Origin of the sequence: Nocardioides daejeonensis (assembly GCF_003194585.1) — a bacterium.
Taxonomy (GTDB): Bacteria; Actinomycetota; Actinomycetes; order Propionibacteriales; family Nocardioidaceae; genus Nocardioides; species Nocardioides daejeonensis.
In genome coordinates this window covers 45,706-58,138 of the sequence record NZ_QHKZ01000006.1, presented here as the reverse complement: position 1 = coordinate 58,138, position 12,433 = coordinate 45,706, and the positions used below count along the sequence as shown (strand labels likewise).

The following is a 12,433-nucleotide window of genomic DNA, read 5'->3' as shown; positions in this document are numbered from 1 at the left end:
AAATGGCAGTGCCCGCGCCATATGCGCGAACTCAAGGCGCAATACGCGCTAACTCAACCTGCCATTTGCGCGAACTCGACAGTGCGGCTGGTTGGATGGAGACATGAGTGCCCTCCACATCGACACCAGCACCGACGTCGTGGAGCTGACCCGTCAGCTCGTCGACGTCGAGTCGGTGAGCCACCGGGAGCGGGAGCTCGCCGACGCGGTGGAGGCGGTTCTCGTGGCCGCCAGCCACCTGGAGGTGACGCGTCGCGGCAACACGCTGGTCGCGCGCACCCGGCTCGGCCGTGCCGAGCGGGTGGTGATCGCCGGCCACCTCGACACGGTGCCGCTCAACGACAATCTGCCCGCGCGCCTCGAAGGCGGGACGCTCCACGGGCTGGGCAGCTGTGACATGAAGGGTGGCGTCGCGGTGGCGCTCAAGCTCGCCGTCGAGGTCGCCGAGCCCAACCGCGATGTCACCTTCATCTTCTACGAGGCTGAGGAGGTCGAGGCCCGCTTCAACGGGCTCAACCTGCTCAGTCGGTCCGACCCGGAGCTCCTGGAGGCCGACTTCGCCATCCTCATGGAGCCCTCCAACGCCTCGGTGGAGGCAGGGTGCCAGGGCACGCTCCGGGTCGAGGTACGCACGCACGGCGAGCGGGCTCACTCCGCACGCGCCTGGATGGGCAGCAACGCGATCCACAAGGCGGCCGACATCCTCGCCCGCCTCGAGCGGCACGAGCCGCGCCGGCCGGTGATCGACGGGCTGACCTACCACGAGGGCCTCAACGCGGTCTTCATCTCCGGCGGGGTGGCCGGCAACGTGCTTCCCGACGAGTGCGTCGTCACGGTCAACCACCGGTTCGCGCCGGACCGCTCCGAGGCCGAGGCCGAGGCCTTCCTGCGCACCTTCTTCGCGCCGTACGACGTCGTGGTGGTCGACAGCGCGCCGGGTGCGCTGCCGGGCCTCGAGGTCCCGGCAGCAGCCGCCTTCGTCGCGGAGGTGGGCGGCCAGGTCGCCCCGAAGTTCGGTTGGACCGACGTGGCGAGGTTCAGCACCCTGGGCATCCCGGCCGTGAACTACGGTCCGGGCGATCCGACATTGGCCCACAAGCAGGAGGAGCACGTGCCGGTCGAGCACATCGAGCGCTGCGAGCGGACCCTCCGCGCGTGGCTCACCGCAGGCGTCGAAGGGGGGAGAGCGTGAGCGAGCCGAGGAACCGTCGACGGGGGCCGGTGCTCCTGCGTCGCGCGCTCGTCGAGGAGACGACGACCGATCAGCGTCTGTTGGACTCACACGATCCGACCGACTGGGTCCACACCGACCCGTGGCGAGTACTGCGCATCCAGGCCGAGTTCGTGGAGGGGTTCGGGGCGTTGGCCGAGCTCGGTCCCGCGATCGCGGTCTTCGGCTCGGCCCGGACCAGGGTCGACGACCCGGTCTACGCGGTGGGCGTGGAGGTCTCGCAGCGCCTGGTGGAGGCCGGCTTCGCGGTGATCACCGGCGGTGGACCGGGAGCGATGGAGGCAGCCAACAAGGGCGCCAGCGAGGCAGGCGGGATCAGCGTCGGGCTCGGCATCGAGCTGCCCTTCGAGTCCGGCCTCAACCAGTGGGTCGACATGGGCATCAACTTCCGCTACTTCTTCGCCCGCAAGACGATGTTCGTGAAGTACTCCCAGGGTTTCGTGGTGCTGCCTGGCGGTCTCGGCACGCTGGACGAGCTCTTCGAGGCGCTGACGCTCGTGCAGACCGGCAAGGTCACCTCGTTCCCCGTGGTGCTGGTCGGCACCGACTACTGGGGCGGCCTGGTCGACTGGCTGCGCGACACGGTCGCGGCCCAGGGGAAGATGTCGTCCGAGGATCTGGAGCTGATCACCGTCACCGACGATCTGCAGGAGGTCGTCGACCTCATGGTGGCTGCTCGGCACGGTCGCGCCCAGCAGCCCGAGCCGCACCGTCCGGAGTGATCGCCCGATGATGATGTGGATCCTCGCTGTCGTGGCGGTCCTGCTCCTGGGCGGCGTCGCCGTGGTCGCTGCCGGGGGCGGCGCGCCGATGAAGGAGCAAGGACCCGACCGGTCCGGCCGGCTGCCCGCGGGCGACGGGCCGGTGAGCGCCCGCGAGCTGCGCCAGGCGCGTTTCAGCACCGTCGTCCGTGGCTACTCCATGACCGAGGTCGACGAGTTGTTGACCCGGCTCGAACGACAGCTCGCCGCATCCGAGGCGCCTGCCCCGGATCCGGTGGACGGGCCCGGCCGTGGCGACGACGCCGAGGGATGAGGCACACTTGGCGACCGTGCAGTTCCCGATGATCGCCCAGGCCCTGGGCTATGCCGCCAGTGATGCGTTGGACTGGGTCACGTCGGAGAAGCTGACACTCGGCATCTACGTGCTCACCGCGCTCGCGCTGGTCGTGGTGGTCCTGACGCGGGTCCGGCTGCGCGGAGACGATCCCGTGGCGGGCCGCCTGCAGACCTCCTCGCTCCTGCTCAACGTGCACACGATCGCCGGCCTGGCCGCCGTCGCCACCTGGACCGTCTTCCTGGTGACCGGGTTCGGCGACGGCACGGGCGACTCGCAGATCGGTGTCGCGGCGCTCGGCCTCTTCTGGCTGACCACGGTGGCGGGCCTGATGATCCTGGTGCGCTGGATGCCTTCGCGTGGCCGACACTCCTCGGCCGCCATCGGCGACTCGTGGAGCAGTGGTCCGGGGCTCTCGATCCTCGCCCATCTGGGCATGCTGGTCGGGGTGTGCATCTTCACGTGGGCGTACGTGCTCTCCAAGATCTGACCCCTCCCGGCACAGCCAGCGCCTGACGGTGCGGGGCGCTACTCGCGGAACCTCAACTCGAGCGGCGCTCCTGCTTGTCGGCGTACATCGCCCGGTCGGCCTGTTCGAAGGCGCGCAGCACACTCTCCGGGCCCGGCGTGGTGAGGGCGATCCCGCCCGAAGCGGCGACACCGGCGGTGTGCAGCGCGCCGAGCAGGTCGGCCAGGCGCCCGGCACTGTCGGCGGTGGTGAGGCCGTTGCAGAGCACCGAGAACTCGTCGCCGCCGTAGCGGGCAACCTGGTCCTCCGGTCCTGCTGCGGCGCGCAGTGTCGTCGCGGCCCGGCGGAGCAGGGCATCGCCGTGCACGTGGCCCTCGCGATCATTGATCTGCTTGAGGCCGTCGAGGTCGATCACGATGACCGCGACCGGATCGGCGTAGGCGTCGACACGGTCTTGGGCCTCGCCAGCGACCAGATCCCAGCCGCGCCGGTTGAGCAGTCCGGTGAGGGCGTCGGACTGCGCCTCCGCGCGGGCGAGTGCGGCCTCGTGGTCGTCGCGATCCTGCTCGCGGGAGGAGATCAGCTGTGCGGACAGGAGGCGACCGAAGAGCTCGATCAGCTCCGGCTCGACGAGGCTCGCATCGGCCAGCGGCTGCGGACCTACGCCGCAGAGCGTGCCGAAGAGGTCACCGTCGTCATCGGTGAGCGGGACTCCCGCATAGGAACGCACCTCGGCCGATGCCGGCAGCCGGCAGTAGGACCGGTCGTGGTGCGAGTCCGGCACGATGCTGGCCGCCCCTTCCGACATCTGCTTGCAGAAGGTGACGTCCCAGGGCACCCGTTGCCCGGTCGTGATCAACGACCCTCCCGCGACGTGCACGTGCACCTGCTCGCCGCCGCTGATCCGGCTCACCGACCAGGTACTCAGCGGGGTGTGCTGGGTCAGGTAGTCGACGATGTGCCGCGCGGACTCGGTGAAGAGACGCGCTCCCTCAAAGCTCTCGGACGTCACGGTGCCGATTGTGCCCAAGCGACCCCATCGGTGGGCGATGCGTGCTGAAAGCCGACCGATCGGTCAGCCGGATGACCCCCAGGGCCGGGCTGGGCCCGGGGAACAGCCTCAGCGTCCGTGGAAGACCGGCTTCTCCTTCGCGACGAACGAGGCCACCGCGGCGCGGTGGTCCTCGGTTGCGCCGGTGAGGGTCATCATCTCGTCCTCGAACGTGAGCGCCCGGGCGAGGTCGGTGCCCGCTGCGTGACGTACCGAGCGCCGAATCGCGCCGTACGCCACGGTGGGCCCGGCCGCGAGCCGGGTGGCCAGGGCGGCGACGGCGTCATCGAGCTCCGCGGCCGGCAGCACCTGGTTGACCAGGCCGAGCTCCAGCGCCTCGGCGGCGCCGAGGGTGCGGGGGAGGAGCAGCAGCTCCAGGGCCTTCGCCTGGCCGACGAGGCGCGGCAGGCTCCAGGACGAGCCGGTGTCGCAGGAGAGGCCGATCCCGGCGAAGGCCAGGTTGAAGCCGCCGGTCTCGGCGGCCAAGCGGAAGTCGCAGGCGAAGGCGAGGCTGGCTCCGGCTCCGGCCGCCACGCCTTGGACTGCGGCGATGACCGGCTTCGGCATCGTCGCCACCGCGGTGACGATCGGGTTGTAGTGCTCGGCGACCGTGGTGAAGAGCGCGTCGCTGCTGCCGGAGGCGAGCAGCTCGACGTGCTCCTTGAGATCCTGACCGACGCAGAAGCCGCGCCCGGTGCCGGTGAGGACGACGCACCGCACCTCCGGATCCTCGGCGACCGACGTCACGGCCTCGAGCAGGGCGTTCTTGGTAGCGATGTCGAGGCTGTTCATCGCATCGGGCCGGTTCAGCGTGATGGTGGCGACGCCGCCGTCGACGTCGAGCAGCACCGGCAGGTCGGAGCCGGATCCAGCTGTCATGGGAACTCCCGGAGTCGTAGGTCGAGGACGAGTCTGCCAGCCGTCGAGGTGGTCGGTGTCACGTTGGCGGGCCGATAGGGGATAATGGTGGCCAGAGGTGTCGATCCCGGGTGGTCGGCACCGATCGAACCCCTGTGGAAGAGGTGTGCGGATGGCGGCAATGAAGCCGCGGACCGGTGATGGTCCGCTCGAGGTCACCAAGGAAGGCCGTGGCATTGTCATGCGCGTTCCCTTGGAGGGTGGTGGCCGGCTCGTTGTCGAGCTGAACGCCGACGAGGCGACAGCCCTCGGTGACGCGCTCAAGGAAGTAGTGGGCTGACCTCCGTGGCCCCCGCCGTCGGCCACGGCCTGCCGCAGCAGGTCGAGCCGCCCACACACTCGCTCGGGGTGTCGGCGCTCGACCTCGACGCGGCTCCGGCCGTGGCCGTCGGCGTCCGCCTCACGGACGCTGAGGCGATCGGAGCCGGCGCGGATCTCTGCACCGCCCTTGCTCTCGACCTGTCCGAGCTGGTGGCGCTCCACGAGCTCTCCGAGGCAGCGGTGGTCAGGCACGCCACCGGCGACCCGCGCTTCCCGCTGGTGCTGTTGGTAGGCATGGGCGACGGGCCGGGTGCCGCCCGCCGTGCCGGTGCCGCGCTGGCCCGGTCGGCGAAGGGGCGCGAAGAGGTCGTGGTCACCTTCGCCGGCGACCTCGACGATGCGCAGCTGCGGGACCTCGTCGTCGGCACGACGCTCGGCTCCTTCGAGTTCCACTGGCGCAAGGAGGGCCCGCGCACCCAGCCGGTACGCCGCTTCCTCCTCGACGCAGACCCCTCCCGCAGCGACGTGGTGGCCCGGGCGGAGGCGGTAGCCCGCGCCGGCTGGCTGGCACGCTTCCTGTCCACCACACCCTCCAACCTCAAGAACCCGCAGTGGCTCGCCGACCAGGCGGTGGCTGCCGCCGCCGACCGAGGCGTCGCCGTCGTCGTACGGGATGAGGCGTGGCTGGCCGAGCACGGATTCGGAGGCATCCTCGCCGTGGGGGCCGCCTCGGCCACGCCGCCGCGGCTGATCGAGCTGAGCTACACGCCGCCGAAGCGGATCGCCCGGCCGGGCCACATCGCGCTGGTCGGCAAGGGGATCACCTTCGACACCGGCGGGCTCTCGATCAAGCCGGGCGAGGCGATGGTCAACATGAAGCGCGACATGACGGGTGCGGCGGTCGTGATCGCCACGCTCGCTGCGCTCGCCGAGCTGGGCTGCCCGGTGCGGGTGACCGGCCTGGTGGCCAGCGCCGAGAACGCCATCGGCGCCTCGGCGTTCCGCCCCGGCGACGTGATCCGCCATGTCGGCGGGCGCACCACCGAGGTCACCAACACCGATGCCGAGGGGCGTCTGGTGCTTGCCGATGCGATGGCCTGGGCGGCGCAGGAGCTCGCTCCCGACGCGATCGTCGACGTTGCCACCCTGACCGGTGCCATGAAGGTGGCACTCGGCCTGCGCACCGGTGGCTTCTTCGCCAACCACGACGCGCTCGCCGGCCAGATGGCTGCCGCGAGCAGCCGCTCCGGCGAAGACCTGTGGCGGATGCCGCTGGCCGATGTCTACGAGGAGAAGGTCGCCTCCAAGGTCGCCGACGGCGACAACGGTGCGGGCAGGCCGGGCGCCATCACTGCCGCCCTCTTCCTCCAGCACTTCGCCGGCGGCCTGCCCTGGGCGCACCTCGACATCGCCTCCGTGGGCGATGCGCTGGAGGAGTGGGACGAATGGACCGCCGGGCCGACCGGTTTCGGTGCCCGCACGCTGCTCAGCTGGCTGGAGCAGCCCGACCCCCTGGAGGGAATCCGATGAAGGGCCTCACCGTCCGCTGGTCTCTCGTCGATGCGGCACCGGAGGTCAACGACCGCCTTGCCGACTACGTCGCCGACGCCTCGCACGAGCGGTTCGAAGGCAAGCCGGGGCTGGCCTTCAAGACCTGGCGGATGCGCGCAGGGGAGTGGTTCGAGGGCTGCTACGTCTTCGAGTCCGACGAGGAGCGGACGGCGTTCCAGGAGACGTTCACCGCTGGTGCGGCCGAGTCGGCGGGCTCGCTGCTCATCGGCAGCGCCCCGATCCTGATCGAGGAGTGCGACATCCTCGCGGTCGCCCAGGGCGCCGCCGGCTTCGCCTCCACGCCGCGCGCCTGAGCTCGCCGAGCGGCCCGGGGCCGGTCAGCTCTCCGGGATCCACACCTTCTTCGCGGCCAGCAAGCCGTCGCCGACGGGCAGCAGCACCGGCACCAGGCCCTCGTGCTCGATCACGGTCCGGCCGAGTTCACGGATAGCGACGGTCTCCGGGTCGCGCTGAGCCGGGTCGGCGACCCGGTCGTGCCAGAGCGCGTTGTCGAAGCAGACCACGCCACCTGGGCGGAGGAGCCGCAGCGCCTCGGCCAGGTAGTCGGCGTACTCGCGCTTGTCGCCGTCGCAGAAGACGAGGTCGTAGTGGCCGTCGGTCAGTCGGGGCAGCACGTCGAGCGCGGCGCCGGGGATCGCGCGCGCCCGCTGGGCGGGGATGCCCGCCTCAGCGAAGCTCTCCTTGGCGAGCCGCTGGTGCTCGGCTTCGACGTCGACGGTGGTGAGGACGCCGTCGGCGCGCATCCCGCGCAGCAGCCACAGACCGGAGACGCCCGTCCCGGTGCCGATCTCGACGACGGCACGGGCGTCGAGCACGGAGGCGAGGAACTGGAGGGTGGCGCCGACACCGGAGCCGATCGGCACCACACCGACCTCCTGAGCGCGTGCCCGGGCGGAGGCGAGGATCTCGTCTTCGGGCACGAACTGCTCGGCCCAGGTCCAACTCGAGGGCTTGATCGGAGTGGTGATGGCTGCCTCCTCAGGCCGCGACACGTCTAAGGCACCCGACCTTATCGCGCGAGCCGACAGCTCTGCTGTTGCCGTGCGGCGTGCGGGCGGGAACAGCAGAGGGGAACACGGACGCGCCCCGGTTCGTTGAGCGGAGATGAGGATTCCCAGCGTCCGTGACAGGTTCGTTCAGGTTCCTCTCAGCAGGGATCCCTACGGTGAAGGAGCAAGCGTGCTACGCAGGAAGTCCCAGGAGGGTGTTGTGACGACGACCGAGCAGGTTCCCACGTGGGAGCAGATCGTCAGCGAGCACTCCGACCGGGTCTACCGGCTCGCCTACCGGCTGACGGGCAACGCCGCCGATGCCGAGGACCTCACCCAAGACGTCTTCGTGCGGGTCTTCCGCTCGCTGCCCACCTACACGCCGGGGACCTTCGAGGGCTGGCTGCACCGGATCACCACCAACCTCTTCCTCGACGGCGCGCGCCGCAAGCAGCGGATCCGCTTCGACGCGCTCAGCGACGAGCGGGCCGCCCGGTTGCACAGCTCGCACGGCGCGCCGCACGAGGCGTACGCCGACCAGACGTTCGACGACGACGTGGAGCAGGCGCTCGCGCAGCTGCCGCCCGACTTCCGGGCGGCCGTGGTGCTCTGCGACATCGAGGGACTCAGCTACGAGGAGATTGCGGAGATCCTCGGAGCCAAGCTCGGCACCGTGCGCTCCCGGATCCACCGCGGTCGCGCGATGCTGCGGACCGCACTGGCCCACCGCGCTCCGGCGGACGGTCGAGAGAGGTACTCGGGACCGGTGGCGCAGTCGTTGCCGGGCGGTGCCTGCTGATGGCCACCACGCTGGGGCACGTCGGCAGCCGGGTCTCCGCTCTCGTCGACGGGCAGCTCCCGTCCGACCAGGCGGATCGTCTCTGGGCCCACGTGCACACCTGTTGCCTCTGTCGCGACCGCGTCGAGCGCGAGGGCTGGGTCAAGACGAGGGTCGCCGGCCTCTCCCACCAGTCGCGACCTGCCCCTGACTACCTGCAGAGCCTGCTCACCCTCGGCTCCGCCCTCGAGACCCTGCCCACCACCCACGACCGCCACCTCGACGATGCAGCTGCTCGTCGTCGTACGGCGGTCGCGGTCGTCCTCGGCGCCGGCTCGGTGAGCGCTGCGCTGGTCGGGGTGGTCGCCCTGGCCGGTCCCGCCCAGACCCCGGTCCCCTCCGAGCGGCGTGCGCCGGTGGCCAGCTTCACCACCCCCAACGGTCCCGCCCAGCCGGTGAGCCTGACACCGTCCGCCTCGACCCAGGTGCGCGGCGCCGGGACGACCGTCGGCGTCGGCATCGCCGACCGATGGGTGACAATCAACCCGTGAACGACGAGCGCCACGACGACGCAAGCACGCCCGAGCAGCCGGGGCAGCCTGACGACCTGCAACACACCGCTCCGTACGCGGCGGCGCGGGAGCCGTCCGTCGAGGAGCATCTGCAGAGCTTCCCGGCGCCGCGACCCGAGGACCGGGTCGGTCCGCACTTCCCCCCTCCCGGTCGGTTCGTTGCGGCGCAGCCTGTCGCCGTACCTCCCCGCCGTGGCCCCGGCCTGGCGGCGGTCGCCTTCCTGGCCCTGCTCCTCGGCCTTGTCGGCGGCGGCCTCGCCAGCGTCGGCTACGACTACTGGCAGGACCAGAACGACGACCCGGGTCGCAACCGTGACGGCCTGGCCGGGGTGGACCTGGTCGACCTCCCGCCGCTGAAGGCCGACAACGGAAGTGTCGCTGCTGTCGCGCAGGAGCTGCTGCCGAGCACGGTGCAGATCATCGCCGACTACCAGGGCGAAGAGGGCGGGGCGACCGGCTCCGGATTCCTGCTCGACAAGCAGGGCCACGTCGTGACCAACAACCACGTGATCGAGGACGCGGCCAAGAGCGACGGCAAGATCCAGGTCGTCGATGTCGACCACCACCGCTACGACGCCACGATCGTCGGCCGCAGCACCGTCTACGACCTCGCGGTCCTCTATGTCGAGGACGCGGCAGACAAGCTGCAGCCCGCCGCGCTGGGCCGGTCCACCACGCTGCGCGTCGGTGAGCCGGTGGTGGCGATCGGGTCGCCGCTCGGCCTGTCTGCCACCGTGACCTCCGGCATCGTCAGTGCGCTCAACCGCCCTGTCACCACCGGCGGCGACGCGAAGGACCTGAACTCCTACATCAACGCCGTCCAGACCGACGCGGCGATCAACCCGGGCAACTCCGGCGGACCGCTGGTCAACCTGCGCGGCGAGGTCGTCGGCGTGAACTCCGCCATCGCCACCAACGGCGCGCCGTCGGGAGAGGCCGGCAACATCGGTGTCGGCTTCGCCATCCCGGTCGAGCAGGTGCGCATCACGGCCGACCAGATCCTCCGCGACGGCGAGGCGCAGTACCCGGTCATCGGTGCCCAGGTGATCACCGACAAGTCCGGGGAGGGTGTCCTCATCGACGAGGTGACCAAGGGCGGCGCCGCGGAGAAGGCCGGCCTGAAGAAGGGCGACGTCGTCCGGGAGCTCAACGACCGGGTCGTCGTCGACAGCCCGAGCCTCATCGTCGCGATTCGTGCCCACGTCCCCGGCGACACGGTCACCTTGACCGTCACCCGTGACGGCAAGGAGCGCGACATCAAGGTCACCCTCGACGCCAAGGTCGGGTGACGCAGCGCGGCACCACCCGCTGGGTCACTCCGCTGTGTAGCGAGGATCGACGTCCTCGGCGTCGACGCCCAACAGCTCGGCGAGCTGCTCCACGACGACGGTGAGCACCAGCGCCTCCAGTTCCTCGCGCGTCTCGCAGCGCTGTTCGATCGGCCGCCGGAAGAGCACCAGGCGGGTCGGCTGGGTAGCGGTCCCGCGGACCAGGGACGACAGCGGGACAGTCGGCATGTCCCAGTCGTCAGGCACCAGCGGCGTGTCCTCGACGGCGTACTCGACCAGCCCGAGCCGATGCTGCCACCGGCCGTCGAGCTCGGTGACGATCCCCAGGGCAAGGTCGTCGAACCGCTGCCTCGACGTACGTCGTGCCGGTGCGCGGCGTCCGCCGCGCACCGGCGGCAGGATCGCCGGACCTCGCATGCCTCGACCTCGCCGGTCCCGCCGCTGTGCACCCACGCCTGCGAGCCTAGTCCCGGAGGCGAGAGGTCGGGGGTACCTTGTGCCTGTGAACCCCGCCCGTCGATGCTCGAGGACAGCGTGCGGCCGCCCGGCCATGAACACGCTCACCTACGTGTACGCCGACCAGATCGCGGTGCTGGGTCCGCTTGCCACCTTCGCCGAGCCGCACGCCTACGACCTGTGCGAGATGCACAGCGAGCGGTTGAGCGCACCGCGGGGCTGGGAGGTCATGCGGCTGGCACCCGACCCGAGCGCCGCCGCGCCCACCTCGGACGACCTGCTCGCCCTCGCCGACGCCGTACGCGAGGCGGCCCGCCCGGTCGAGCCGGCGCGGGTCGACCCGCGCGAGGAGGGGGCCCGGGTCTCGACCCGGCGCGGTCACCTGCGCGTCCTCACCACCGACTGACCCTGCGCAGCCGATAGGCTCCGTCCATGCCCAGCACCCTCGATCCGGAGAACCTCCGGGCGATCTTCAAGGCCTATGACATCCGCGGTCTGGTGGGGGAGCAGCTCGACGCGCTGCTCGCCGAGCGGATCGGTGGCGCGTTCGTCTCCGTGATCGGCGCTCCCACGGTCGTCGTGGGTTACGACATGCGACCGTCGTCACCGGAGCTCGCGCAGGCGTTCGCGCGCGGCGCGGCAGCGGCCGGCGCCGACGTGGTGATGATCGGCCTGGCGTCGACCGACCAGCTCTACTTCGCCTCCGGCCACCTCGGCCAGGCCGGCGTGATGTTCACCGCGAGCCACAACCCGGCGCAGTACAACGGCATCAAGATGTGCCGTGCGGGTGCGGCGCCGATCGGTCTCGACACCGGCCTCGCCGACATCCGGGACGCGGTGGCCGCGGAGCACACCGGTGCCGTCACGGGGACGATCAGCACGCGTGACGTCCTGCAGGAGTACGCCGCCCACCTCCGCTCCCTGGCTCCGCTCGCCGGCCGACCGCTGAAGGTCGTCGTCGACGCCGGCAACGGCATGGCCGGGCTGACAGCGCCGGCTGTCTTCGAGCAGCTTCCCAGCATCGCCGTCACCGAGCTCTACTTCGAGCTCGACGGCACGTTCCCCAACCACGAGGCCAACCCGATCGAGGCGGAGAACCTGGTCGACCTGCAGAAGCGGGTGCTCGTCGAAGGCGCCGACATCGGGCTCGCCTTCGACGGCGACGCCGATCGCTGCTTCCTGGTCGACGAGCGGGGTGAGGTCGTCTCGCCCTCCACCCTGACCGGGCTGATCGCCGCCCGCGAGCTCGCCCGGGAGCCCGGCGCGACGATCATCCACAACCTCATCACCTCCCGCTCGGTGCCCGAGGTGGTCACCGAGCTCGGGGGCACGCCGGTGCGCACTCGGGTCGGCCACAGCTACATCAAGGCCACAATGGCCGAGACCGACGCGATCTTCGGCGGCGAGCACAGTGGCCACTTCTACTTCCGCGACTTCTGGCGCGCCGACTCGGGGATGCTGGCGGCGCTGCACGCGCTGGCCGCCCTCTCCGAGACCGAGCGTCCGCTCTCGGAGCTGCTGGCCGACTACGTCCGCTTCGCGGCCTCCGGTGAGATCAACTCCACGGTCGCGGACCAGCAGGCCGTCCTGCGCCGCCTGGAGGAGGAGTGGGGCGGTCGCGCCGACGTGGAGATCGATCACCTCGACGGCCTTAGCGTCGCCCACCCGGACTGGTGGTTCAACGTCCGGGCCTCCAACACCGAGCCCCTGCTCCGGCTCAACGCCGAGGGCAAGGACGAGACCACGATGGCCGGCGTACGCGACGCCGTCCTCTCCGAGATCAGGAGCTGA

General features: G+C 70.9%; 16 protein-coding genes. 12 read left to right on the top strand and 4 right to left on the bottom strand.

Annotation, left to right across the window (positions count from 1 at the left end):
- The first annotated feature begins 103 nt into the window (after positions 1–103).
- The 4 genes from dapE to DNK54_RS15760 are packed head-to-tail and all read left to right on the top strand — an operon-like array spanning position 104 to position 2,777.
- Positions 104–1,192, top strand: a complete 1,089-nt coding sequence (gene dapE / locus DNK54_RS15775) for a succinyl-diaminopimelate desuccinylase (protein WP_110207965.1) — start codon at positions 104–106, stop codon at positions 1,190–1,192.
- Entirely contained in the window at positions 1,189–1,953 is a 765-nt protein-coding gene (locus DNK54_RS15770) for an LOG family protein (protein ID WP_239460140.1), read from the top strand. The genes dapE and DNK54_RS15770 overlap by 4 nt, the downstream gene beginning before the upstream one ends.
- A 7-nt stretch (positions 1,954–1,960) precedes the next feature.
- Positions 1,961–2,266 carry a DivIVA domain-containing protein gene (locus tag DNK54_RS15765; protein ID WP_239460139.1) on the top strand — a complete coding sequence of 102 codons (306 nt, stop codon included), beginning with the start codon at positions 1,961–1,963 and terminating at the stop codon, positions 2,264–2,266.
- 16 nt (positions 2,267–2,282) lie between these two features.
- On the top strand, positions 2,283–2,777 hold the full coding sequence (locus DNK54_RS15760; RefSeq protein WP_239460138.1) for a hypothetical protein: 495 nt from the start codon (positions 2,283–2,285) through the stop codon (positions 2,775–2,777).
- A 52-nt stretch (positions 2,778–2,829) separates the two neighbouring features.
- Here the strand turns inward: DNK54_RS15760 and DNK54_RS15755 are convergent, their stop codons facing one another.
- Together DNK54_RS15755 and DNK54_RS15750 are read right to left on the bottom strand one after the other, a co-directional pair.
- Positions 2,830–3,768, bottom strand: coding sequence for a sensor domain-containing diguanylate cyclase (locus tag DNK54_RS15755; protein ID WP_162602493.1), 939 nt, complete (start codon positions 3,766–3,768; stop codon positions 2,830–2,832).
- A gap of 108 nt (positions 3,769–3,876) precedes the next feature.
- Positions 3,877–4,686: an enoyl-CoA hydratase/isomerase family protein gene (locus DNK54_RS15750; protein ID WP_110207963.1), complete on the bottom strand. Its 810-nt coding sequence runs from the start codon at positions 4,684–4,686 to the stop codon at positions 3,877–3,879.
- 151 nt (positions 4,687–4,837) lie between these two features.
- Between DNK54_RS15750 and DNK54_RS15745 the strand changes: the two genes are divergently transcribed.
- From DNK54_RS15745 to DNK54_RS15735, 3 genes are read left to right on the top strand one after another with little or no spacing between them, the layout of a single operon-like run.
- Positions 4,838–5,005, top strand: coding sequence for a DUF3117 domain-containing protein (locus tag DNK54_RS15745; RefSeq protein WP_110207962.1), 168 nt, complete (start codon positions 4,838–4,840; stop codon positions 5,003–5,005).
- Between the two features lie 5 nt (positions 5,006–5,010).
- Positions 5,011–6,516 carry a leucyl aminopeptidase family protein gene (locus tag DNK54_RS15740; RefSeq protein ID WP_239460137.1) on the top strand — a complete coding sequence of 502 codons (1,506 nt, stop codon included), beginning with the start codon at positions 5,011–5,013 and terminating at the stop codon, positions 6,514–6,516.
- Positions 6,513–6,851 carry a hypothetical protein gene (locus DNK54_RS15735; RefSeq protein ID WP_110207961.1) on the top strand — a complete coding sequence of 113 codons (339 nt, stop codon included), beginning with the start codon at positions 6,513–6,515 and terminating at the stop codon, positions 6,849–6,851. The genes DNK54_RS15740 and DNK54_RS15735 overlap by 4 nt, the downstream gene beginning before the upstream one ends.
- Before the next feature lie 24 nt (positions 6,852–6,875).
- Here DNK54_RS15735 and DNK54_RS15730 read toward each other — a convergent pair whose 3' ends face one another.
- Complete coding sequence (locus DNK54_RS15730; protein ID WP_275426274.1) at positions 6,876–7,550, bottom strand: O-methyltransferase; 675 nt, start codon at positions 7,548–7,550, stop codon at positions 6,876–6,878.
- 217 nt (positions 7,551–7,767) lie between these two features.
- Between DNK54_RS15730 and sigE the strand changes: the two genes are divergently transcribed.
- The 3 genes from sigE to DNK54_RS15715 are packed head-to-tail and all read left to right on the top strand — an operon-like array spanning position 7,768 to position 10,186.
- Positions 7,768–8,346, top strand: a complete 579-nt coding sequence (gene sigE, locus DNK54_RS15725) for an RNA polymerase sigma factor SigE (RefSeq protein WP_239460136.1) — start codon at positions 7,768–7,770, stop codon at positions 8,344–8,346.
- Positions 8,346–8,876 (top strand): hypothetical protein, encoded by a 531-nt coding sequence (locus tag DNK54_RS15720; RefSeq protein ID WP_110207959.1) that lies wholly within the window; start codon positions 8,346–8,348, stop codon positions 8,874–8,876. Before sigE ends, DNK54_RS15720 begins: the two co-directional genes overlap by 1 nt.
- On the top strand, positions 8,873–10,186 hold the full coding sequence (locus tag DNK54_RS15715) for a S1C family serine protease (protein ID WP_162602492.1): 1,314 nt from the start codon (positions 8,873–8,875) through the stop codon (positions 10,184–10,186). The genes DNK54_RS15720 and DNK54_RS15715 overlap by 4 nt, the downstream gene beginning before the upstream one ends.
- A 24-nt stretch (positions 10,187–10,210) precedes the next feature.
- Here the strand turns inward: DNK54_RS15715 and DNK54_RS15710 are convergent, their stop codons facing one another.
- Positions 10,211–10,639, bottom strand: a complete 429-nt coding sequence (locus tag DNK54_RS15710) for a metallopeptidase family protein (protein ID WP_239460135.1) — start codon at positions 10,637–10,639, stop codon at positions 10,211–10,213.
- A 49-nt stretch (positions 10,640–10,688) separates the two neighbouring features.
- Here DNK54_RS15710 and DNK54_RS15705 point away from each other — a divergent pair, with 49 nt between their 5' ends.
- Both DNK54_RS15705 and DNK54_RS15700 read left to right on the top strand, forming a co-directional pair.
- Complete coding sequence (locus DNK54_RS15705; protein WP_110207956.1) at positions 10,689–11,048, top strand: DUF3499 domain-containing protein; 360 nt, start codon at positions 10,689–10,691, stop codon at positions 11,046–11,048.
- 26 nt (positions 11,049–11,074) lie between these two features.
- Complete coding sequence (locus tag DNK54_RS15700; protein ID WP_110207955.1) at positions 11,075–12,433, top strand: phosphomannomutase/phosphoglucomutase; 1,359 nt, start codon at positions 11,075–11,077, stop codon at positions 12,431–12,433.